Annotated in this window: 20 protein-coding genes and 1 pseudogene; 14 read left to right on the forward strand and 7 right to left on the reverse strand. The window is 57.4% G+C overall.

Translation table 11 applies throughout. The annotated features are described in order from the left end of the window. Positions 1 to 79: 79 nt before the first annotated feature. Both CH74_RS03505 and CH74_RS03510 read left to right on the forward strand, forming a co-directional pair. Complete coding sequence (locus CH74_RS03505) at positions 80 to 1,642, forward strand: bifunctional GNAT family N-acetyltransferase/carbon-nitrogen hydrolase family protein (RefSeq protein ID WP_048306094.1); 1,563 nt, start codon at positions 80 to 82, stop codon at positions 1,640 to 1,642. A gap of 8 nt (positions 1,643 to 1,650) precedes the next feature. Further along, positions 1,651 to 2,511: a zinc-dependent peptidase gene (locus CH74_RS03510; RefSeq protein WP_082140271.1), complete on the forward strand. Its 861-nt coding sequence runs from the start codon at positions 1,651 to 1,653 to the stop codon at positions 2,509 to 2,511. Here CH74_RS03510 and CH74_RS18550 read toward each other — a convergent pair. After that, positions 2,448 to 2,792 carry a hypothetical protein gene (locus tag CH74_RS18550; RefSeq protein WP_156181337.1) on the reverse strand — a complete coding sequence of 115 codons (345 nt, stop codon included), beginning with the start codon at positions 2,790 to 2,792 and terminating at the stop codon, positions 2,448 to 2,450. The genes CH74_RS03510 and CH74_RS18550 overlap by 64 nt on opposite strands. A 246-nt stretch (positions 2,793 to 3,038) precedes the next feature. After that, positions 3,039 to 3,740: a LysR family transcriptional regulator gene (locus CH74_RS03515; RefSeq protein WP_367379085.1), complete on the reverse strand. Its 702-nt coding sequence runs from the start codon at positions 3,738 to 3,740 to the stop codon at positions 3,039 to 3,041. 122 nt (positions 3,741 to 3,862) lie between these two features. Here CH74_RS03515 and CH74_RS19950 point away from each other — a divergent pair, with 122 nt between their 5' ends. The 3 genes from CH74_RS19950 to CH74_RS03525 all read left to right on the forward strand — a co-directional run bounded on the left by CH74_RS19950 (position 3,863) and on the right by CH74_RS03525 (position 5,808). Further along, a complete protein-coding gene (locus CH74_RS19950; protein WP_367379086.1) occupies positions 3,863 to 4,069 on the forward strand; it encodes a hypothetical protein in 207 nt (68 codons plus the stop codon). Then, a complete protein-coding gene (locus CH74_RS03520) occupies positions 4,066 to 5,046 on the forward strand; it encodes a clavaminate synthase family protein (RefSeq protein WP_367379087.1) in 981 nt (326 codons plus the stop codon). Before CH74_RS19950 ends, CH74_RS03520 begins: the two co-directional genes overlap by 4 nt. A 75-nt stretch (positions 5,047 to 5,121) precedes the next feature. After that, positions 5,122 to 5,808 (forward strand): TVP38/TMEM64 family protein, encoded by a 687-nt coding sequence (locus tag CH74_RS03525; RefSeq protein WP_048306095.1) that lies wholly within the window; start codon positions 5,122 to 5,124, stop codon positions 5,806 to 5,808. 28 nt (positions 5,809 to 5,836) lie between these two features. Here the strand turns inward: CH74_RS03525 and CH74_RS03530 are convergent, their stop codons facing one another. Then, positions 5,837 to 7,144, reverse strand: coding sequence for a glycosyltransferase (locus CH74_RS03530; protein ID WP_048306131.1), 1,308 nt, complete (start codon positions 7,142 to 7,144; stop codon positions 5,837 to 5,839). Positions 7,145 to 7,497: 353 nt separating this feature from the next. Here CH74_RS03530 and CH74_RS03535 point away from each other — a divergent pair, with 353 nt between their 5' ends. The 9 genes and pseudogenes from CH74_RS03535 (at position 7,498) to CH74_RS03575 (ending at position 15,219) form a co-directional block, all read left to right on the forward strand. Continuing rightward, the gene (locus tag CH74_RS03535; RefSeq protein ID WP_048306096.1) at positions 7,498 to 8,589 is read left to right on the forward strand and encodes a tartrate dehydrogenase; all 1,092 of its coding nucleotides are present in this window, start codon (positions 7,498 to 7,500) and stop codon (positions 8,587 to 8,589) included. Positions 8,590 to 8,742: 153 nt separating this feature from the next. Continuing rightward, positions 8,743 to 9,183, forward strand: a complete 441-nt coding sequence (locus tag CH74_RS03540) for a hemerythrin domain-containing protein (RefSeq protein ID WP_048306097.1) — start codon at positions 8,743 to 8,745, stop codon at positions 9,181 to 9,183. A gap of 93 nt (positions 9,184 to 9,276) precedes the next feature. Beyond that, on the forward strand, positions 9,277 to 9,834 hold the full coding sequence (locus CH74_RS03545; protein ID WP_048306098.1) for a lipocalin family protein: 558 nt from the start codon (positions 9,277 to 9,279) through the stop codon (positions 9,832 to 9,834). A gap of 116 nt (positions 9,835 to 9,950) precedes the next feature. Further along, positions 9,951 to 10,940 carry a succinylglutamate desuccinylase gene (locus CH74_RS03550; RefSeq protein ID WP_048306099.1) on the forward strand — a complete coding sequence of 330 codons (990 nt, stop codon included), beginning with the start codon at positions 9,951 to 9,953 and terminating at the stop codon, positions 10,938 to 10,940. Positions 10,941 to 11,184: 244 nt separating this feature from the next. Further along, on the forward strand, positions 11,185 to 11,955 hold the full coding sequence (locus CH74_RS03555; protein WP_048306100.1) for an ABC transporter ATP-binding protein: 771 nt from the start codon (positions 11,185 to 11,187) through the stop codon (positions 11,953 to 11,955). 13 nt (positions 11,956 to 11,968) lie between these two features. After that, positions 11,969 to 12,685 carry an ABC transporter permease gene (locus tag CH74_RS03560; RefSeq protein ID WP_048306101.1) on the forward strand — a complete coding sequence of 239 codons (717 nt, stop codon included), beginning with the start codon at positions 11,969 to 11,971 and terminating at the stop codon, positions 12,683 to 12,685. Then, entirely contained in the window at positions 12,673 to 13,395 is a 723-nt protein-coding gene (locus tag CH74_RS03565) for an ABC transporter permease (protein WP_048306102.1), read from the forward strand. Before CH74_RS03560 ends, CH74_RS03565 begins: the two co-directional genes overlap by 13 nt. Before the next feature lie 154 nt (positions 13,396 to 13,549). Beyond that, a complete protein-coding gene (locus tag CH74_RS03570; RefSeq protein ID WP_048306103.1) occupies positions 13,550 to 14,323 on the forward strand; it encodes a transporter substrate-binding domain-containing protein in 774 nt (257 codons plus the stop codon). A gap of 102 nt (positions 14,324 to 14,425) precedes the next feature. Next, positions 14,426 to 15,219 (forward strand): annotated as a pseudogene (locus CH74_RS03575) (transporter substrate-binding domain-containing protein). A gap of 9 nt (positions 15,220 to 15,228) precedes the next feature. On the opposite strand, the gene CH74_RS03580 reads toward CH74_RS03575, so the two are convergent. The 4 genes from CH74_RS03580 to CH74_RS03595 all read right to left on the reverse strand — a co-directional run bounded on the left by CH74_RS03580 (position 15,229) and on the right by CH74_RS03595 (position 20,160). After that, positions 15,229 to 15,960: a gamma-glutamyl-gamma-aminobutyrate hydrolase family protein gene (locus CH74_RS03580; RefSeq protein WP_048306104.1), complete on the reverse strand. Its 732-nt coding sequence runs from the start codon at positions 15,958 to 15,960 to the stop codon at positions 15,229 to 15,231. A gap of 84 nt (positions 15,961 to 16,044) precedes the next feature. Then, positions 16,045 to 17,220: an iron-containing alcohol dehydrogenase gene (locus tag CH74_RS03585; RefSeq protein ID WP_048306105.1), complete on the reverse strand. Its 1,176-nt coding sequence runs from the start codon at positions 17,218 to 17,220 to the stop codon at positions 16,045 to 16,047. 20 nt (positions 17,221 to 17,240) lie between these two features. Next, positions 17,241 to 18,626, reverse strand: a complete 1,386-nt coding sequence (locus CH74_RS03590) for an aldehyde dehydrogenase family protein (protein WP_048306106.1) — start codon at positions 18,624 to 18,626, stop codon at positions 17,241 to 17,243. 154 nt (positions 18,627 to 18,780) lie between these two features. After that, positions 18,781 to 20,160 (reverse strand): glutamine synthetase family protein, encoded by a 1,380-nt coding sequence (locus CH74_RS03595; RefSeq protein ID WP_082140272.1) that lies wholly within the window; start codon positions 20,158 to 20,160, stop codon positions 18,781 to 18,783. Positions 20,161 to 20,172: the final 12 nt, after the last annotated feature.

Genomic DNA, 20,172 nt, shown 5'->3' on the forward strand with positions numbered 1-20,172 from the left:
CGGTGCGTCACTGTCTTATCGATAGACCACCCCGTGTTATCATCTGCACATCAATTCTCGACCAGGATTTCAGACACTCATGTCCCTAGAAGATCTCCATCTCAATCTGCGCAACCTAGAGTCGGAGGATTACCCACAGTTAAAGACCCTTATGGACAGCATCTACGACGACATCGGCGGTGCTTGGTCCAAGCTCACCATCGACAAGCTGGTCAGCGAGTTCCCGGATGGCCAAATCCTCATCGAGGATGATGAGCGGATCGTTGGAGTGGCGCTGACGGCACGCGTCGACTACGACGATTTTTCCAATCCACACAAGTACGACGATCTGATCGGACATCGTGAGATCATTCTCAATGCAGCCGATGGTGATGCCCTCTACGGTCTGGACGTACTGATCGATCCGTCCTATCGCGGCCATCGTTTGGGACGGCGCCTCTACGAGGCACGCAAGGATCTCTGCCGGTCGATGAATCTGCGCGCGATTCTCGCCGGTGGGCGCATTCCCAACTACTATCTGCATGCTCACGAGATGTCGCCCAGTGCTTATCTCGATGCCGTCGCTCGAAAGGAAATACACGATCCCATTTTGTCCTTTCAGTTGGCCAACGATTTCCTGGTCAAGCGTCTGCTACACAAGTACTTGCCGGAAGACGAAAAGTCCCAGGGCTACGCGACGCTACTCGAATGGAACAACATTCTTTATGAGCCCGCCGAACGGATCATTGAGTCGCGCAAGACCCAAGTACGCGTCGGTGCGGTGCAGTGGCAGATGCGTGAATTCGCTTCGGTAGAATCAGTATTGCAACAGGTCGAGTATTTCGTCGACGCGGTCGCCGACTATCAAAGCGATTTCGTGGTGTTTCCCGAATTGTTCAACACGCCGCTGATGGGCTTGACCGATCAGTCCGATCAAATCCAGGCGATTCACTTTCTTGCGGGCTTTACGGAGCGTTTCAAGACCGAGATATCGCGTATGGCGGTCTCCTACAATATCAACATCATCGCCGGCTCGATGATGGAAGTGGGCGAAAAGGATCGGCTCTACAATGTGTCGTACCTGTGCCATCGGGACGGCAGCATCGAGCGTCAGTCCAAGCTGCATATCACCCCTCAAGAGCGTCGTGACTGGGTGGTGGAAGGCGGCGACGAACTACAGGTCTTCGATACCGATGCCGGGCGGGTGGGCATCCTGATCTGCTACGACGTCGAGTTCCCGGAGCTGCCTCGGCTGCTCGCGGAGCAGGACATGGACGTTCTGTTCGTGCCCTTTTGGACCGATACCAAGAACAGCTATCTACGCGTGCGCCACTGCGCTCAAGCCCGCGCCATCGAGAACGAGTGCTATGTGGTGCTGTGTGGCAGCGTCGGCAACGTGCCCTCGATCGAGAACCTGGACATCCAGTACGCTCAGTCCTCGGTGTTCTCACCGTCGGATTTTGCCTTCCCCCACGATGCAGTGATGTCAGAATCTACGCCGAATACCGAGATGGTGATCTTCTCCGATCTGGATCTGACGCGCCTCAAGCTGGTGCGCTCGGAAGGCTCGGTCACCAACCTGAAGGACCGGCGCAAGGACCTGTTCGATTTGCGTCTGCGGGACTGGTCCTGGAAGTCCGGGAGCCGGCAGGACGAGAGTTAACAAGCGCCATGCTGCGCTGGTGGCGTCAATGGCGGGCGAAGCGGTTTATCGCCCGCCATCCGTTTCCAGAGCAGATTTGGCAGAAAGTACGCTCACGCCTGCCGCTTATAGCGGCACTGAACGATGATGACGCGCAGCGTCTGGGCCTGCGTGCTTGGCGCTTACTGCACAAAAAACGCCTTTCGGTCCCTGAGGGTCATGACGTCGACCTGCCGACCCGTCTCGGGCTGTTCGCCCAGGCGAGTCTGCTGACCCTGGGATGGAGTGATGCGGACGCGAAAGATGCCTTTGCCAATGTGCATGAAATACTGCTGTTGCCGGATGTTTTTCGCCGTCGAGGGAGCTCCATGGACGACGCCGGAGTGATGCATGAATATCCCGACGAGCGTGTTGGCGAGACCTGGTATCAGGGGCCAGTGGTGCTGTCTTTAGTGGATGTCTTGGCCAGCGGCAATTGGAGCGGTTTCAATGTCATCCTCCATGAGTTCGCCCACAAGCTCGACATGGGCAACTCACAGGATGCGGATGGCTTTCCACCCTTGCCGGCGGACATGTCCGCGTCGACTTGGCATCGGATATTCACCGCCGTATGGGATGATCTACAGGAACATCAGGCCCGGGGCGAAACGCCTCCCATCGATGATTACGCGGCGAGCCATCCAGGTGAATGCTTTGCCGTGTGCTGCGAATATTTCTTTAGCGCACCGCAAGTATTGGCCCGCGCCTACCCGGAACTCTACGATCTGCTCGAGCACTACTTTCGTCAGTCACCGCTCAAACGCCTGCCTTCAAACAGCCCATTCGGTCATTCTGGCGACGTGGACCAGACTTGGGAGCGCTCCGGCGGCTTCGAGTCAGGGCACTTCTGATCCCGCGTCGACCAGGTCGTACCGCTGGCTTGATGACAGATACTGGGGCCGCTTTCTTTCTCACCCTGTTCCCTTTCCCTATCGTCATTGCGACGTTCCCCGGGCATCGTCACAAGACGCGAACCATCGATATGGATCTCGACCTCCTGTTGCCAAGCATGGCCCTGGGGTCCACGTCCGATTTCGGCGGCCGTTGACTGATTCGGCGAACCCAGCATCAGCCCACCCATTAGTGCGCCCATCATCACGATGATGGCCTTGTCACGGGTGCGCTGCCCCATTTGTGGCTGCACTCTCCATCGCACTCTCCATCGCACTCTCCATTGCACTCTCATGTCTTCACCTTTGGCTTACCTCAATACTTGGCCAGACTCCATCACTTAGCCACTCCCATAGCAGCACCGCTTCCGATCGAGGTTCACGTTTTACCGGCCTGACCAGCCAGAATCCCTCCTCTGTGGGCGCAGCATGAAAAAAAGGCGCTACCAGATCGCTCCGCTCTCCCAATAATCCTTGGTGAATCAAGGCTACTCCACCTCCCTGGGCGGCAAGGTCAGCGTCATGATTTGGCTATCGCAGGATAGCGCCAGGCACTGCTTTTCGAGTCCATCGATGCCGGCCTCTTCGAGCCAGGCGGACCAGCCCACCGCAAAGCCCGGTGCATGCAAGAGCGTCTCGCCGGCAAGATCTGAAGGCGTATGCAAGCGCCTGGCGACGTCTGGCGAACAGACGGGCAACATCGTCTCGCGACCCAATGACAGGCGCTCCACTCCTTCCCAATGACCCAGCCCATAGCGGATTTCGATATCCGCCCCCTCGGCGCTGAAATCCTCTTGCCAGATCGCGCTGACCACATGCACCACGATATCAGGATGACGCGCATGGAACGCCACCAGGCGCGGCGCCAGCCATATCTGTTGCATGACCGGCGTGGCACGCAGGGTCACCGAGGCTTCAGGGCGGGCGCCGAACACTTCCGCCGTACCTTCCCATAATCGCGAGAAGGCCTCCTGAACGCTGGGAAGCCAGGCCTGGCCCGCGGGCGTCAACGCCAGACTTCGTGGATAGCGTACGAACAGTGCTTGCCCCAAGCGGTCTTCGAGCAGGCGGATGCGTTGACTGATGGCCGACTGCGTCACTCCAAGCTCATGCCCTGCCCGGGTGAAACTGAGCGTGCGGGCAGCGGCCTCGAAGGCCTGCATCCAAAGAATCGGTGGCAATACGTTCATGAGCAAGGGTGCCATAAGCTGAGCTGGGCCATAGCCCCCAGATTAATCGTTTGTCCGCTCCCTGCAAAGAGAACAGGATAGACCGGCGCTTGAGTGATATTCCAATCTGCCAGGAGTCGACGATGAACACGCCCTTGATCGAGATACCCACCGCCCAGCCCCGCATCGATATGGGCGAGCTATCGTCCTATGCCAGCGGGCCAGCGCTCATGGATATCAAGGGCGATAACGGATGCATCTCCCTGCGCTGGAATGATGCCAGCCAAGCGCATTTCCCTGGCTATGGCTGCGGGATCACTGCCCGTGCACTCAATGTCGTCATCCATTGACCCGGGAGCGCCTGTTTTTACCCTTGGCGGATATCGAGAAAGCATCCCAGACGGCCCTAATTGAAGGCAATCTTCGGCTACAGTGGGCCGATGGCCACGTCAGTCTGTTCGATGCAGTCTGGTTACATCAGCGTCGACCAGATAATGACATCGACCCTGTCGGCGAGCTGATCCGGATCCGGCGCCCCTGGCCCATGAACTTTGCACCGACTCATGTTAAGCACGCGGATTTCATGGCTCCAGCAGGAGAACGCCACTGGCTCGAAACGCTACTGCGCGACGGCCTGGTACTGCTTGATGAAGGCCCGCTTGCAGACGAGGAGGTCAGTCGGATTGCAAGGCGCATCGGTCCCATGCGGGCTAGCAATTTCGGTGCACGTTTCGATGTGTATTCCAAGCCCAACCCTAACAACGCCGCCTATACGTCGATCGGCCTTGCCTTGCACTCCGATTTGCCCAACTGGCGCCAACCGCCGGACATTCAGCTACTCTACTGTCTGCAAAACGACGCAAAAGGGGGCCAATCGATCTTCTCCGATGGGTTTGCGGTAGCTGAACAACTGCGTAAAGAAGACCCGGAGGCTTTTCGAACACTTTGCGAGACGCCCATTGATTTTCGTTTCCAGGACGAAGAACAAGACATCGCCACCCGGGCGCCGATCATCGAACTGGACGCTAGCGGTCAACTGAAGGAGATTCGTTTCAACAACTGGATTCGTGACACGCTGCGTTTGCCGCTGAACGAGATCGAGGCTTGGTACACTGCTTATCGACGGTTCTGGCAACTGCTGCACGACCCGAAACACCAGATCGAGCTTGCCCTGCTTCCTGGCCAGATGGCCGCCTTCGACAATCGCCGGGTATTGCACGGCAGGCGTGCCTTCGATCCCAATACCGGCAGGCGCCATTTGCAGGGCACTTATCTAGATATCGACATGATCGAATCACGGCTGCGAGTGCTGCAACGCCAACCATGACAAAACAGACATTGGCCAGCGCGGATGGCGCGAGTATCCTAGGCGCGACTTCCATGAGCGGATCTTATCATTGTCATGTCGCGCCAGCTGATTATCGTTGTTGTCCTGCTAGTTGTGCTGGCCAGCCTGGGGCTGCTGTGGCAATGGCTTGCCATGCACGACGTACTGACCGCTGAACGTCTGTATAGCCTTGTCGATTACGCCTCTGCCTGGCGAGATTCCCCCCTAGCGATACTGGTCGTGACAGGTGTCTATGTTCTTGCCTCGCTGGTGATGTTTCCACTTAGCATTCTGGTCGCCGTCACGGGACTGCTATTCGGCCCCTGGTGGGGATTTGGCTATTCGCTGGTCGGTAGTTTGGCGACGTCGGTGGCCACCTTTTGGCTGGGGCATCGACTGGGTCGCGACGCGCTGTTGCGTTACGGCGGGCAGCGACTGAACAAGGTGGCCCGACTGCTTGCGGGTCGGGGCATACGTACCATGACGCTTATCAATTTACTGCCCCTGGCCCCTTTTACGTTGACCAACATGCTCGCCGGGGCTTTCCATCTGAAGTTTCGTGATTACATGCTGGGTTCGTTGATTGGTATCATTCCGGGTTTGATCGGCATTTCCCTGCTGGGCAGCCAACTGGGGTCGCTTTTCACCGCGGGGAACCGCAGCGAGTTGCTGTATGCTCTGGGCGGCATCGTGCTGGCGGTTATCGTACTGATAGGCTTGAAGCGTTACAGCACCCGAAAACAACGGTCCCAACGCCTGTAGCAACTGCATTTCGTCTTAGGTCGCTACCCTAAAGCGCCTTGGTTTCTTCATCGACAGGATTGATCAATCCCAGCATGGGTTGATCCTGAAAAACCGAGCGCAGCACGCGCCCGCGGTGACGCAAAAGTTGCCATTCCGCTCCCAGACGCTTGCGCACCCGCTCCCAGGCATCCTGATCGGCGTGGCTAACCGGCCCGCCGGCGGCAATGGCGCGACGATAGACCTTAAGACAGCGCTCCGCACAACAGCTTTCATCGAATGCTCTTGCAGTCTCGAGAGCCCCCTTCCGCAACTGATCGCGATGGGTTTTCTCCTGCAAATTGCTCAGTGTCGAGGCAAGTGCCTGAGCATCATTACCTGCAAGCAAATAGCCGTTTTCGGCATTTTTCAGCACCTCCCGCACCCCCGGCGCGTCCAGGGCAACGACGGGCAGCCCGGCAGCCATCGCCTCGACCAGCACCATGCCTTGCGTCTCACTGTGAGAGGCGAAGGAAAATACATCCATGGCATGGTAGGCATCGATCAATTCCTGATCGTGCAGCTTGCCAGTAAAATGGAAACGATCTGCGACGCCGGCGCCCACCGCCATTTCATGCATCGCCATCCGGGCATCGCCATCGCCGACGATCAAAAAATGCGCCTTGGGTTCTTCGGCCAGCAAGCGCGCTACGGCATTGGCCAGAAACGGCAGGTTTTTCTCCTGAGCCAATCGACCCACATGCCCCACGACATAGGCGTCATCGCCGATTCGCAAGTGACGGCGCAACCAGGCACCGTCGCCGCGAGAAAAGCGCCGGGTATCGACGCCACTTGGAGCAACATAGACAACATCGTTGGCGCCGCGCTGAAGCATGAGATCTCGAACGCTGCTACTGGGCGCAATCACCGCATCGCACAGCTTGGTGTATTCCGTGGGTAGTGCCACTGCGAAGCGCTGCATGCGAGGCGAGCTGCCTGGTACGTAGTGAGTGTAATGCTCATAAAGCGTGTGGTGGGTAAAGACCAGCGGCAGGCCGTAGGTTTCTGCCGCTCGGGCAGCCGTATCGCCAAGTAGAAAGGGATGATGCGAGTGTACGATATCCGGCTCGAAGGCTTCGATGGCCTCGTAAAGCTGTCCTGGAATCGGTACGGGTAGCGAAAAATCGCTGCCATTGAAATGTTGAACCGCCGCAACACGAATTACATCTTCCTCATGACGTGGCTGTCCTTCAAGCTTCGGCGCCACCACCAACACCTGATGTCCTTCCGCCTGCAGGCGAGTCTTGAGCCGCTGCACGGACTCGCTCACACCGCCCACGATTGGTCGGTAGGTATTGGTAAACATGAGAATATTCAAGCCATTGTCTCCCTTGGCCATTGACGCCGTTCGCTTGCTCGCTGCACATGATACGTCGCTATCATTCTGCTGCCAGCGTCTTTTTCCTTTCGTGTCCAACGCTCGGTCATTTACATACCTTCTCAACATAATAGATGAATGTTGCTGGCTGCAGCGCCTCAGAACAGCAATCAGCAAAACATTACAAATGCCCGCCTTGTCTTGCCCGCCTCCTCGAGAAAAGTTTGTCAGCCGGGCTGCTAGACTAAGAAGCCACTCGGTGCAGGAAGTCGTCGCGTCGGCGCTTGATTGGTTTCTAAGTATACCGACACATTCATAGCACGCTATCTTATCAAGTGAATGAGGAGTTTTTCATGGTTTATCGCATTGCGGTCATTCCTGGCGATGGCATCGGCACTGAAGTGATGCCGGAAGGCGTGCGCGTGCTGGAAGCCGCCGCCAAAGGGGTTGGCATCAAGCTGACCTTCGAATACTTCGATTTCGCCAGCTGCGACTACTACCTGGAACATGACCAGATGCTGCCGGATGACTGGTTCGACATCCTATCCGAGTTCGATGCGATCTACTTTGGTGCCGTTGGCTGGCCGGAAAAGGTGCCGGATCATATTTCGCTATGGGGCTCGCTACTGCAGTTCCGACGTGGCTTCGATCAGTACATCAACCTACGCCCATGCCGACTGATGCCGGGCATAAAGAGCCCGCTGGCGGATCGTGAACCGGGAGACATCGACTTCTATGTGGTGAGGGAAAATACCGAGGGCGAATACTCAAGCGTCGGCGGCAGGATGTTCGAGGGCACCGAACGCGAAGTGGTCATTCAGGATACTGTCATGACCCGGGTGGGTATCGATCGAGTGCTTGAATACGCTTTCGAACTCGCCTCCCGGCGGCCGCGTCATTCTCTGACCTCGGCGACCAAGTCCAACGGCATTTCCATCACCATGCCCTATTGGGATGAACGGGTGAAAGCGATGGCCAAACGCTACCCGGATATCAGCGTCGATCAGTTTCATATCGACATTCTCGCCGCAAACTTCGTGCTGCACCCGGATTGGTTCGATGTGGTGGTGGCCAGCAATCTGTTCGGTGACATCCTCTCGGATCTCGGCCCGGCCTGCACCGGCACCATCGGTATCGCTCCTTCGGCCAATATCAATCCGGAAGGCCGTTTTCCCAGCTTGTTCGAGCCGGTACACGGTAGCGCTCCGGACATCGCCGGCAAGGGTCTTGCCAATCCTATCGGTCAGATCTGGTGTGGCGCCATGATGCTCGAGCATCTGGGTCACGAGGAAGCCGGCAAGACCATCGTTCAGGCCATTGAAAGTGTGTTGGGCGACAGCGCCCAGAAAAGCGTACTCACCCCTGACATTCGCGGCGAAGGCACGACGCAGACCTTGGGCAAAGCCATCGCCGAAGCGGTGACGTCTGCATGCCCAGGTAAATAGAGTGCGCGAGAACGAACAAGCGTCATTCAATGACCGCGATTGAATCGTATAATTGGACAATAAAAATGACTTGTATAGAATTTGCGTAGGTTTTGGCAAACCTGATTCACCTGATTAGCTCATGCAAGGCTTGAATCATAAAAGGAGATAACCGTGACATTGTTCGAAGCACTTCGTGATGATCATGATACGCAACGTACCCTTCTCGATCTTCTGGTCAAGACAGAAGGTAATAGTGAAGGACGCGACGAGCTGTTTCACAAGGTAAAAGCGGAACTGCAGAATCATGCGGCAGCAGAAGAGCGCGCGCTTTACATTCCGATGATGGAACACGATTCTACTCAGGAAAAAGCCCGTCACAGTATCGCCGAGCACCATGAGATAGATGAACTGATCGAAACCCTCGAGAACACCGACTATAGCTCTTCCAGCTGGGTTACTTCTGCTCAAAAGCTTCAACACCTGGTGACGCATCACCTTGATGAAGAAGAGCAGGAGATGTTCCAGGCGGCGGACAAAGTACTCAGCAACAGCCAGGAGAAGGAATTAGCCGACGTCTATCGTAAGGAGATGGACGCTCATCGCAAACATTAGACGCGATCAAGGCTGTAACAGTGCTCTATCGACCTTGGCTTTCCCAATACCGGGCCAAGGTCGATTTTTTACGCTCGACAAAAAGGAACTCTCATGCCTCCCTCGATTTCCCATAGCGCACTTGCAGCGACTCTTTGCGTCGCTACATTGAGCGCCGGCTGTACCGGCATTCCAGAAGGTACCCAGGCGGTACGGAATCTCGATCTCGACTCCTATCTCGGGCGCTGGTACGAGATCGCGCGTCTTGATCATTCCTTCGAGCGCGGTCTTGACTGCGTAACCGCGCAGTACAGCTTGCGAGACGATGGCGGAGTAAAAGTGATCAATCGCGGCGTGAATCTTGAAGAAGGCGAGCCGGATGTTGCCGAGGGCAAGGCCTACTTCCTTGAAGACGAAAACGTGGGGCATCTCAAGGTCAGCTTCTTCGGTCCCTTCTATGGCGGTTACAACATTCTCGAACTGGACGAAAATTACCAACACGTGCTGGTCGCGGGACCCAATCGAGACTATCTATGGATTCTGGCGCGAACTCCAACTTTGGAGGAAGACGTTTATCAAGGCCTGGTGGAGCGCGCCGAGGCGCTTGATTTTGCAACGGACGAACTGATCGAAGTAGAGCAAGGTCAGGTCTGTAACCCTTATCGCCAGTGAATTTCATTTTCCTACCGATTTTTTCACCTGCTCGACCTCTCGGGTTGTGACATTGTCTTCCGTCCTGTATTCAACGCTTGTCTGGTATTCAAATTTCATCCCGTCAGAGTATCGCCATGCTTGTTGATTGGCTCGATCTAACCTTGGAAGAGCGCGCACCGGCAAGCCATGAAGGCCGCTTGCCGAGCGCACGCTATATCATCCATGCCCCTGGGGTTCTCGAGCTTCTGCCGGATGCAGCTAAGCCCCAGGCTCGAGCCTGTGTATTCTCGGCGGGCATCCATGGTAACGAAACAGCTCCCATCGAACTGCTGGGCGACGTGCTTGCGCGGCTGGAAGCCGGCCTGCTCAAGGTCGGGGCGCCGATATTGATCATTCTCGGTAATCTACCCGCCATTCGACTCGGCCAACGTTTTTGCTCCACCAATCTGAATCGGCTATTTCAACGCGAACTCACGGTTGAGGGTGACGAACCAGGGCGCGCACGCGAATTGATGGCCGCAGTGGACGGCTTCTATGCGCGCCATTCGCAACCACGCCTGCACTACGATCTGCATACGGCAATTCGCGATAGCCAGTACCCGCGTTTTGCCGTCGAGCCGTTCGATGATGACGTTGCCACCAACCCTGAACAGTGGCGCTGGATGGCCGGTGCCGGACTCCAGGCCGTACTGCATCAACATCAACACAGCTGGACCTTTTCCCACTACTCGAAACACTATCACCAGGCCCAGGCGTTCACTTTAGAGCTGGGTAGAGTGCATGCCTTTGGCAATAACGAACTTGCCGTCTTGCAGCCCATGCGGGCACTGCTCGAGGCGTTGATTGCCGGAGACGAGCCTCAGGAGAAGAACCCCGGTAACATGGTTTTTTTCCAGGTCGCTCATGAGCTGATGCGTGAATCCGAGGATTTCGCTTTATGCTTCCCGGATGACACCCCCAACTTCAGCGAGTTTGATGTCGGTACTCGGCTCGCTCGGGATGCAAGCGCAGGGGATTTCACCGTATCCGATGCTCCCTTGGCGGTGGTCTTTCCTAACGCCAAGGTGGAAATTGGCGCTCGGGCTGCTTTACTGGCCCGCAAGATATCGTCACCGAACCAATAATTCAGGACTGCTTTCAAATGTCTTGCCTTGAAGGGCGAGCCACAAAAACAAAAAGCCAGAGGCTATTTTCATGTTCCATTCAACCATACTCAGACATTCCTCACTGCTCCGAATAGACTGCTCCTACACCCAGCGCACTTTGTGCAGAACGATCTGAACAGCCGTTGATCGTCTGTTAGAATCGCTGCGTTTTAGTATTGGGTGCCTTACAAATCCGACATTCCCCTGCCATTTCGGAGCCCCTATGGTCGACACCCCCTTACCGCTTGAAGTGCGTAATCTCAAGAAACGCTTCGGCGACAACGAAGTCCTCAAGGGCCTGTCGCTTCAGGCTCGACAAGGCGATGTCATCACCCTGATCGGCGCCTCCGGCTCCGGCAAGAGCACTTTCCTGCGCTGCATGAACCTGCTCGAGCAGCCCAATGAAGGCGAACTGATCGTTCATGGTGAGACGATTCGCTTCAAGGAAACTCGTCACGGTCGCGAACCCGCGGATTGGCAGCAGGTCGTCAACATGCGTGCCAAGCTGTCCATGGTATTTCAGAACTTCAACCTCTGGGCTCACATGACGCTGCTGGAAAACGTCATCGAGGCGCCGGTGCATGTGCTCAAGAAATCGCGCAAGGAAGCCGTCGAACACGGCCGCGCCCTGCTCGATCGCGTTGGACTCCTGGAGCGTGCCGACTACTATCCAGCCCAGATGTCCGGCGGCCAGCAGCAGCGCGGCGCCATCGCCCGCGCCTTGGCCATGGACCCGGAGGTGATGCTGTTCGACGAGCCCACCTCGGCCCTGGATCCGGAACTGGTGGGCGACGTGCTCAAGGTCATGCGGGATTTGGCCAAGGAGGGACGCACCATGATCGTAGTCACCCATGAAATGGCCTTTGCCAAGGATGTCTCCAGTCAGGTGATCTATCTGCATCAGGGCATGGTAGAGGAAGCCGGGCCGCCAGCGGAGGTGCTGGGTAACCCTCGCTCCGAACGCCTGAAGCAGTTTTTGGCCCCCAAGCACTGAGCAGGAGAAAGATATGATCGACCTGCAGGGTTATGGCCCGCGACTGCTCGAGGGCGCCTTGGTCACCATCGAACTGGCGGTGCTCTCGCTGATCGTGGCCATCGTTTTAGGTCTTTTGACCGCCAGCGCCAAGATGTCGCGCAGTTGGCTGCTGCACAAGATCGGCACCCTCTATACCACCGTCATTCGCGGCGTACCGGACCTGGTGCTGATGCTGCTCCTGTTCTTCGGTGGCCAGATCGGCATCAACATGATCACCGACTCGCTTTACGATCGCTTCGGTATCGACATCTTCATCAACGTCAATGAGTTCATTGCCGGCGTCATTACCATTGGGCTGATTTTCGGGGCCTACATGGGTGAAACCTTTCGCGGCGCTTTCATGGCGGTAGATAACGGCCAGATCGAGGCCGGACGCGCCTATGGCATGTCGGAAAGACTGATGTTTCGCCGTATCCGCTTTCCCCAGATGATGCGCCACGCTCTGCCCGGTCTTTCCAACAACTGGATGGTGCTGCTCAAAACCACCGCCCTGGTCTCGATCATCGGACTGACGGACATGGTGCGGGTGGCTGCCGAGGCCTCCAAGGCGACCCACGAGCCTTTCACCTTCTTGATTCCGGTAGCGGTCATCTATCTGCTGATTGCCAGCGTCTCGGAATGGATCTTTGCACGCCTGCAAAAGCGCTATAACGTTGGATTCGGGGAGGCTGACGAATGGAACAACTAAGCGCCTGGTTCACTCAGCTGCTGGCGGATAACAGCATCTTTACCGCACGCACCCTGGGCTATTACGGCGAAGGCTTGGTCACCACGGTACAGCTGGTGTTCCTGTCCTTGATCATCGGGCTGGTCATGGCGGTACCGCTATCCATTGCCCGCGGCTCGAAGCGCAAATGGATCAAGCTGCCGATCTTCTTCTATACCTATGTGTTTCGCGGCACGCCACTGCTGATCCAGCTCTACATCATCTACTACGGCGTGGTTTTCATCGATGGCATCCAAGAGTCCTGGCTATGGCTCATCCTCGAAGAGCCCTTCTATCCAGCGTTGATCGCTTTCACATTGAATACAGCGGCCTATACCACCGAGATTTTCCATGGCGCGATCAAGGCGACCTCAAAGGGGGAAATCGAGGCAGCCCGAGCCTATGGCATGTCGAAAAGCCTGATGATGCGCCGCATCATCCTGCCCAGCGCCTTTCGTCGTGCTCTGCCGGCCTACGGCAACGAGGTGATCTTCATGCTGCATGCCAGTGCCATCGCAAGCGTGGTGACAATCATGGATCTCACCGGTGCAGCGCGCCTGGTCTATGCGCGTTTCTATGCCCCCTTCGATGCCTTCCTGTTCGTCGCGGCCCTCTACCTGTGCCTGACCTTCGCCATTCTTTACCTGTTCCGTTATCTGGAGAAACGCATGCTGGTTCATCTCCGACCCTGACATTGATCTTGATTGAAACGTCAAACGAACGTTGGAACACTGGCTCAATCAAGGGCTTGCTCCTCTATCACCCAGGGCCGGGCTAGGCTAATGTAATCTGGTACTCATGTTTCAGCGATATGCCTGTAGAACAAACAAAAGGGATACTGACGTCATGAAAAAACTGCTGACCGTTACGTTGCTGAGCGCTGCCATGCTGGCCGGTACTGCTCAGGCTAGGGATTACGATACCGTGCGCTTCGGCGTCGACGTGCCCTACGAGCCGATGGAATATCGTACCCCGGACGGAGAGCTGACCGGTTTTGATATCGATCTGGGCAACGCCCTATGCGATGAAATCGGCATCGAGTGTGAGTGGATCGTGCAGGGCTGGGACGGCATCATTCCCGGCCTAATGTCGCGCAAGTACGATGCCATCATGTCTTCCATGACCATCAACGACGATCGTCGCAAGCAGGTGCTGTTCTCCAACCCCTACTTCACACCTCCTTCCGCCTGGTTCGTCCCCGGTGACAGTGACATCAGCGATCCGAGCGAAGAGGCTCTGACGGACAAGAACATAGGCGTGCAGCGCGGCACTCTGCAGGACAACTATGCCAGCGACATGTATGGCGACGTTGCGGATATCAATCGTTATGCCACCGCCGACGACATGGTGCTGGACATGGAAGCCGGTCGTCTCGACATCGTCTTTCTCGATTTCCCGGTCGGCAAGTCCACGCTGCTGGACAGCGAAGACAATGACTACAAGGTCGTAGGAGAGATGATTACCGAACCCAAGGAGTATTTTGGTGACGGCTTTGGCATCGCCTTTCGCAAGCGCGACGAGGATCTGGCCAAAAAGTTCAACGATGCCTTGTCTACCTTGAAGGACAACGGTACTTACGAAGAAATCCGCCAAAGGTATTTCGAAGACAACGCGAAGTAATGCTTCAGTGAAACTTCGATAACAAAAAAACACCGTGAACCCCTGGTTCGCGGTGTTTTATTTTCACGACCACAGTTAAGCGATCATTCGACAGGAATTCTCATGCAAGCTCATCGATTACTGCTCACCGCCACACTTGTTGCCCTTAGCGTCTCCCTGGTATCCGGTCAGACCTATGCCCGGGATTATGACGAGGTGCGCCTGGCCGTCGACGTGCCCTACGAGCCTTCGAGTACAAGACGCCCGATGGGGAACTGACCGGATTCGAGATCGACCTGGGCAATGCGGCCTGCGCCGAGCTCGACATTCAGTGTAGCTGGGTCGAGCAAGCCTGGGATGGCATGATTCCTGGCCTTCTGGCACGCAAGTACGACGGCATCATGTCTTCCATGGCCATTACCGAAGAGCGCGCCCGGCAGGTGCTGTTCTCCGAGCCCTACTACACTACGCCGAGCGCCTGGATCACTGCCAAGGATCGCGATATCAACATCGAGGACAAAGAGAGTCTCGAAGGTCTGACCGTGGGCGTTCAGCGCGCCACGCTACAGGATCGTTATGTCTCCGACCTTTACGGCGACGTACTGGAGGTTCGCCGCTATGCCAGCGCCGGTGATGTGATCGCTGACATGCAGACCGGCCGTTTGGATCTGACCTTCATGGACTATCCCATCGCCGAAGCCGCCATCGACATCGATACCGAGCAGAGTGAGTTCAAGCGCATAAGCGACTTTATAAAAGAACCAAAAAAGTATTTCGGTCAGGGAGTCGGTATCGCCTTTCGCAAGCGTGACAAGGAGCTGGCCGAGAAATTCAACGAAGCGCTTGCCACTCTCAAGGAGAATGGCACCTACGACGAGATCATGAAGAAATACTTTTCCTACGACGTAAAGCTGTAAGCGCCTATATCACCGTTGATCGGAATGCTCCTGACGCAGCGCCCGGCGCATGAAATTGAGTATCCAGCGCACCATCAGATGATCGTCCACCGGGGCATTGAGTGATGCCATGCCCTCGCGTAGACGGTTGCCTGGAATGACACCCTGGCGCATTGCCATCACATCCGCCGAATAGGTCTTGGCAAACTCCGGATGCCCCTGCACGCCCAGGAACGTCTCTCCTACCTGTATGACGTAGAACGGGCAAAAATTGCTTTCCGCCAGCACTACCGCGCCTTCCGGCAACTTTGCTACCTGATCCTGATGGCTGACCACAAGATCGAGCCCTTCCTGCCAGGGCTCCATCCACTCGGCGCGCTGGGTGAGACGATTGAAAGACATGCCGACGCCCCAGCCACGTTCGCTCTTGACCACCTCACCGCCAAGCGCCTTGGCAATCAGCTGATGGCCGAAGCAGATGCCTACCAGCGGTTTGCCAGCCTCCCAAAGCTCTCGAACGAAGCCGCAGAGTTTTTCGATCCATTCGTCGCCGTCGTTGACCCCATGCTTGGAACCGGTGGTCAGCCAGGCATCCACCGCATCGACATCCGTAGGCAGCTCGCCGTCCTGACAGCGCCACACGCGAAACTCAAGCGTCGGGTCCACCGCCGTGAACAAACGCTCGAACATCTCCGGATAGTTACCGTGCTGAGGCTGCAACGCCTCCATCACATCGTCGCACTGCAGCAGACCAATACGCATAGCATTCCTCCTTGAGATCGGCAAAGCCGCAATTGTCGCTTTTCCGATCCGCCAATGCCAACTCGACCGCTCTAAGCAAGAAAACTAAAGCCGCCCTTCTACCGCGCTGATAAGAATATCGCGGTATTGATTGGCATCAAAAGGAACAGGGTTGCTGGAAGCGGAAGGGTCCACGACCGCCATCTGGCCAACCTTGTCTGCCTGGATGGCATCGATGCCAAGCTCTGCCAGGGTGTGAGCAATGCCCAGGCGTTCGCGCAGATCCAGCACCCAGTCGATAACCGGACCAATGCCTGGCTGGCGCAGATCCAGATAGCGCCCTAGGCGCACCATGGGCTCGCCGATAGCAGATTCGTTGGCCTTGAGTACATAGGGCATCAGTACTGCATTGAGGGTGCCGTGATGGGCGTCATATAATGCCCCCAGCGGATGCGCCAGTGCGTGCATGGCGCCCAGGCCACGTTGAAAGGCGGTGGCGCCCATCATCGAGGCCACCAGCATGTGCTGTCGCGCTTCGAGATTTTCACCGTCGACAAACACTGCCGGCAGGTAGTCGCGAACCCGGCGCATTCCTTCCACGGCGATCCCCTCCGCCATGGGATGATAGTTAGGCGAGCACCAGGCCTCCATGCAATGTGAGAGCGCATCCATGCCGGTCGCCGCGGTAATCGAGGGGGGCAAGCCAACCGTCAGCGCCGGGTCGAGGAACACGATGGCCGGCACCATGCGCGGATGAAAGATAATGCGCTTGATCCGGGCCTGCTCATCGGTGATGACCGATGCGCGACCGACCTCGGAGCCGGTACCGGCGGTCGTGGGTACCGCCACGATCGGGACGATAGCGTCACTGTCAGCACTCTTCCAGTTGTCACCGACATCTTCCAATGACCACAGCGACAACCCCTCACGCTGTCGGGCCATGAGCGCCACTGCCTTGGCCGCATCGAGCCCGGAACCGCCACCGAAGGCGATCACGCCATCATGATTACCATCGCGGAAGGCGGCCACCCCGTCCAGCACGTTCTTGCCGGTGGGGTTGCCCTTGATCTCGCTGAATACCGCGCAGTGCAGTCCTGCCTCACGACAGCCAGATAGCGCCTGCTCGACCATCGGCAGCTGCGCCAGCCCCGGGTCCGTGATCAGCAGCGGTGCTCGCATCCCGAGCGCCTGACAGGCCTCGGGCAACTCCCGAACGCGCCCGGCGCCGGTGCGAATCTGTGCAGGATAATTCCAGGTCGTGGTAAAGCGCTCAACAGTCATTCTATTCTCCCCTCCCTGGCTCAGGCATGTTTCAGGTGGAACGACTTGGGCCGGGTCAGCATCTCATAGCCGATACGCGACAGCGAACACCCCCGGCCGGACTGCTTGATGCCGGTCCAGGCAAGCTCCGGGTCGAGGTAGTCGCAGCGATTGGTAAACACCGTGCCCGCCTCGAGCCGTCGAGCAATGGCCTCCCCTGCTTCGATATCTTGAGTAAACACCGCTGCGGTCAAACCGAAATCGCTGTCGTTCATAAGGTTTACGGCTTCCTCATCCGAGGCCACCGCCATGATGCCGATCACCGGACCAAAACTTTCTTCATTCATTATGCGCATCGAATGATCGACCTGGGTCAGCACCTGGGGCGCCAGATAAGCGCTGCCCGGCGTTGACAGCGGGTAGTCGCCGGCGTCGATCCACGCCCGAGCACCGGCGGCCACCGCCTCGTCGATCTGACTGCGCGCAAGATCCGCCGCCTGAGGGCGCACCACAGGCCCGAGCGTCGTCTGCGAATCGGTAGGATCGCCCAGGGCGAGCTCCTTGACCCAGGCCACCGCCTGCTCGACGAAGGCATCGAAGATCGACTCATGCACATAAAGACGCTCGATGGCGCAGCAGCTTTGCCCGGCATTGAAAAAGGCGCCGTCCATCACCCCGGCCACTGCCTCTTCCAAATCGACATCGCCGCGGATATAGGCAGGGTCCTTGCCCCCAAGTTCCAGCCCGGCAGGAATGAAACGACCGGCCAGATGACGCTCGACGGTTTCGCCACCAGTTACGGAGCCGGTAAAGGAGACATAGTCCACCCGAGAATTGCGCATGACGGCCCCAGCATCCTCATGGGATAGATGCAGATACTGAAACAACCCTTCGGGCATCCCCGCCTGATCGAAAGCTTCTTGAATGCGCTCGGCGCTCAAGGGTGTCTGTGCCGATGGCTTTAGAATCACCGCATTGCCCGCCATGATTGCCGGCACGATGGCATTCACCGCGGTCATGTAGGGGAAGTTCCAGGGCGCGACGACAAAGGCCACCCCCAGGGGCTCCCGAGTGATATAACGGGTAAATCCCGGCTTGTCCGCAAGCCGGATCGGCGCAAGCGCTTCTTCAGCCAGCGTGATCATGCCTCGAGCGCGCTCTTCGAAGCCGCCGATCTCGGCGCCTGCCGCACTGATCGGGCGCCCCATCTGCCAGGTCAGCTCCTGGGCCAGCTGATCGCGCCGGGCCACGAATGCATCGACCATGGCTGAACACAGTCGCGAGCGCTCATCGAGGCTCACTTCCCGCCAGGCGCGCTGGACCGCCCTGGCCCGGGCCAGGGTCTTCTCGATCAGATCCGCCCCGGCCAATTCCCGCTCCACGTAGACACTGCCATCCACCGGAGAAATCGTCTTTTGAATCGCCATCGTCTGTCAGTCCTTTACTCGCCAAAGCCAGAGGTCCGAGCGCACGTTGTCAGAGCAAGGCGGAGCAACGAGAAATCGCGGAGTTGGCTCTCACCAATGAGCAGATTTCGAGGCACTCCAACGCAGCTCTGGCAGCGTGCAGCCGGACCAACCATTAGATGATTTCGAAGTAGCGGTTCAACTCCCAGTCGGTAATATGCTTGCGAAACTCCCGCTCCTCCCACTCCCGGGTTGCCGCAAAATGCTCGACGAACTCATCGCCGAACAGCTTCCGGGCAGGCTTTGATGCCTTGAGCCGCTGAGCGGACTCCCAAAGCGTCTGCGGCAGTGCCTGATGCTCCGGATGATCCACGGTGTAGGCATTGCCCTTGATCTGCTCGTCCGGCTCCAGCTTCTGCTCGATGCCGTACAGGCCCGCCCCGATCGCCGCCGCCATCACCAGATACGGGTTGGCGTCGGCGCTGCCCAGGCGATACTCGACCCGCTGGGACTTGTCCGTGCCGGGAATCACTCGCAGCGCCGTGGTGCGATTCTCCACCCCCCAGGTAGCCTCGGTAGGCGCCCAGAAGCCGGGAATCAGCCGGGTGTAGCTGTTGATGGTGGGGGCAAACATGGCCAGAAACTCCGGCATCAGCTTCTGCTGACCGGCAACGAAATGGCGCTGCACGTCGCTCATGGTGTAGGGCTTGTCCGCATCGAAAAACGCCGACTTGCCGGACTCATGGTCTTTCAATGACAGATGCACATGACCGCTTTGACCAGGGCAGTCCGGCGACCACTTGGCCATGAAGGTGGCCATCAGGCCCCGACGCTGGGCCCAGATCTTGACGAAAGTCTTGAACAGCGCCCCCTTGTCGGCGGCAGCCAAGGCATCATCTACGGCGATCGCGGCTTCCAGCACCCCGGGCCCGGTTTCCGTGTGCAGGCTCTCGATGGGAAAATCCATGGTCTCGGACAGGGAGATCAGTTCATGATACAGCTCGCTGTGCACGGAGCTTCGAATCATCGAGTAGCCCATCATGTCCGGAGTCAGCGACTTGAGATTACGATAGCCCTTTTCGCGCACCGACTCCGGCGTTTCCTGGAACATGAAGAACTCGTACTCAAGCGACCCGGACACGTCGTAGCCCAGCTTGGCACCGCGCTCGAGAATTCGCCTCAGCAACCCCCGGGGGCATATCTTTTCCGCTTCGCCCTCGAACTCCGCCATGAACAGCAGCATATCGCCCTCGAAAGGAATCTCTCGGCAGCTGTCCGGAATGATCCGCAGGGGCGCATCCGGATAGCCGGTGTGCCAGCCGGTGAACTGTACGTTGTCGTAAAGCTCATCCTTGCTGTCCCAGCCCAGCACCACATCACAGAAGGCAAAACCATCCTCCAGGGCAGACAGGAACTTCTTTTGCTGCATGTACTTGCCTACCATCACACCGTCGATGTCGAAAAAGCCCACCTTGACGTGGCTCAAACCACGCTCCTCGACGATGCGTTTTGCATCTTCAGCGGTCTTGATGTCTCGGGTTTTCATTGCGCTCATCACGTCATTCTC

This window comes from Halomonas sp. PR-M31 (genome assembly GCF_001039575.1).
Taxonomy (GTDB): Bacteria; Pseudomonadota; Gammaproteobacteria; order Pseudomonadales; family Halomonadaceae; genus Modicisalibacter.

Excerpts from the sequence above, each read along its gene's own strand:
- CH74_RS03505 (WP_048306094.1), top strand. The coding sequence starts at position 80 with ATGTCCCTAGAAGATCTCCATCTCAATCTGCGCAACCTAGAGTCGGAG.
- CH74_RS03510 (WP_082140271.1), top strand. The coding sequence starts at position 1,651 with ATGCTGCGCTGGTGGCGTCAATGGCGGGCGAAGCGGTTTATCGCCCGC.
- CH74_RS18550 (WP_156181337.1), bottom strand. The coding sequence starts at position 2,792 with ATGGGGCAGCGCACCCGTGACAAGGCCATCATCGTGATGATGGGCGCA.
- CH74_RS03515 (WP_367379085.1), bottom strand. The coding sequence starts at position 3,740 with ATGAACGTATTGCCACCGATTCTTTGGATGCAGGCCTTCGAGGCCGCT.
- CH74_RS19950 (WP_367379086.1), top strand. The coding sequence starts at position 3,863 with ATGAACACGCCCTTGATCGAGATACCCACCGCCCAGCCCCGCATCGAT.
- CH74_RS03525 (WP_048306095.1), top strand. The coding sequence starts at position 5,122 with ATGTCGCGCCAGCTGATTATCGTTGTTGTCCTGCTAGTTGTGCTGGCC.
- CH74_RS03535 (WP_048306096.1), top strand. The coding sequence starts at position 7,498 with ATGGTTTATCGCATTGCGGTCATTCCTGGCGATGGCATCGGCACTGAA.
- CH74_RS03545 (WP_048306098.1), top strand. The coding sequence starts at position 9,277 with ATGCCTCCCTCGATTTCCCATAGCGCACTTGCAGCGACTCTTTGCGTC.
- CH74_RS03550 (WP_048306099.1), top strand. The coding sequence starts at position 9,951 with ATGCTTGTTGATTGGCTCGATCTAACCTTGGAAGAGCGCGCACCGGCA.
- CH74_RS03555 (WP_048306100.1), top strand. The coding sequence starts at position 11,185 with ATGGTCGACACCCCCTTACCGCTTGAAGTGCGTAATCTCAAGAAACGC.
- CH74_RS03560 (WP_048306101.1), top strand. The coding sequence starts at position 11,969 with ATGATCGACCTGCAGGGTTATGGCCCGCGACTGCTCGAGGGCGCCTTG.
- CH74_RS03565 (WP_048306102.1), top strand. The coding sequence starts at position 12,673 with ATGGAACAACTAAGCGCCTGGTTCACTCAGCTGCTGGCGGATAACAGC.
- CH74_RS03570 (WP_048306103.1), top strand. The coding sequence starts at position 13,550 with ATGAAAAAACTGCTGACCGTTACGTTGCTGAGCGCTGCCATGCTGGCC.
- CH74_RS03580 (WP_048306104.1), bottom strand. The coding sequence starts at position 15,960 with ATGCGTATTGGTCTGCTGCAGTGCGACGATGTGATGGAGGCGTTGCAG.
- CH74_RS03585 (WP_048306105.1), bottom strand. The coding sequence starts at position 17,220 with ATGACTGTTGAGCGCTTTACCACGACCTGGAATTATCCTGCACAGATT.
- CH74_RS03590 (WP_048306106.1), bottom strand. The coding sequence starts at position 18,626 with ATGGCGATTCAAAAGACGATTTCTCCGGTGGATGGCAGTGTCTACGTG.
- CH74_RS03595 (WP_082140272.1), bottom strand. The coding sequence starts at position 20,160 with ATGAGCGCAATGAAAACCCGAGACATCAAGACCGCTGAAGATGCAAAA.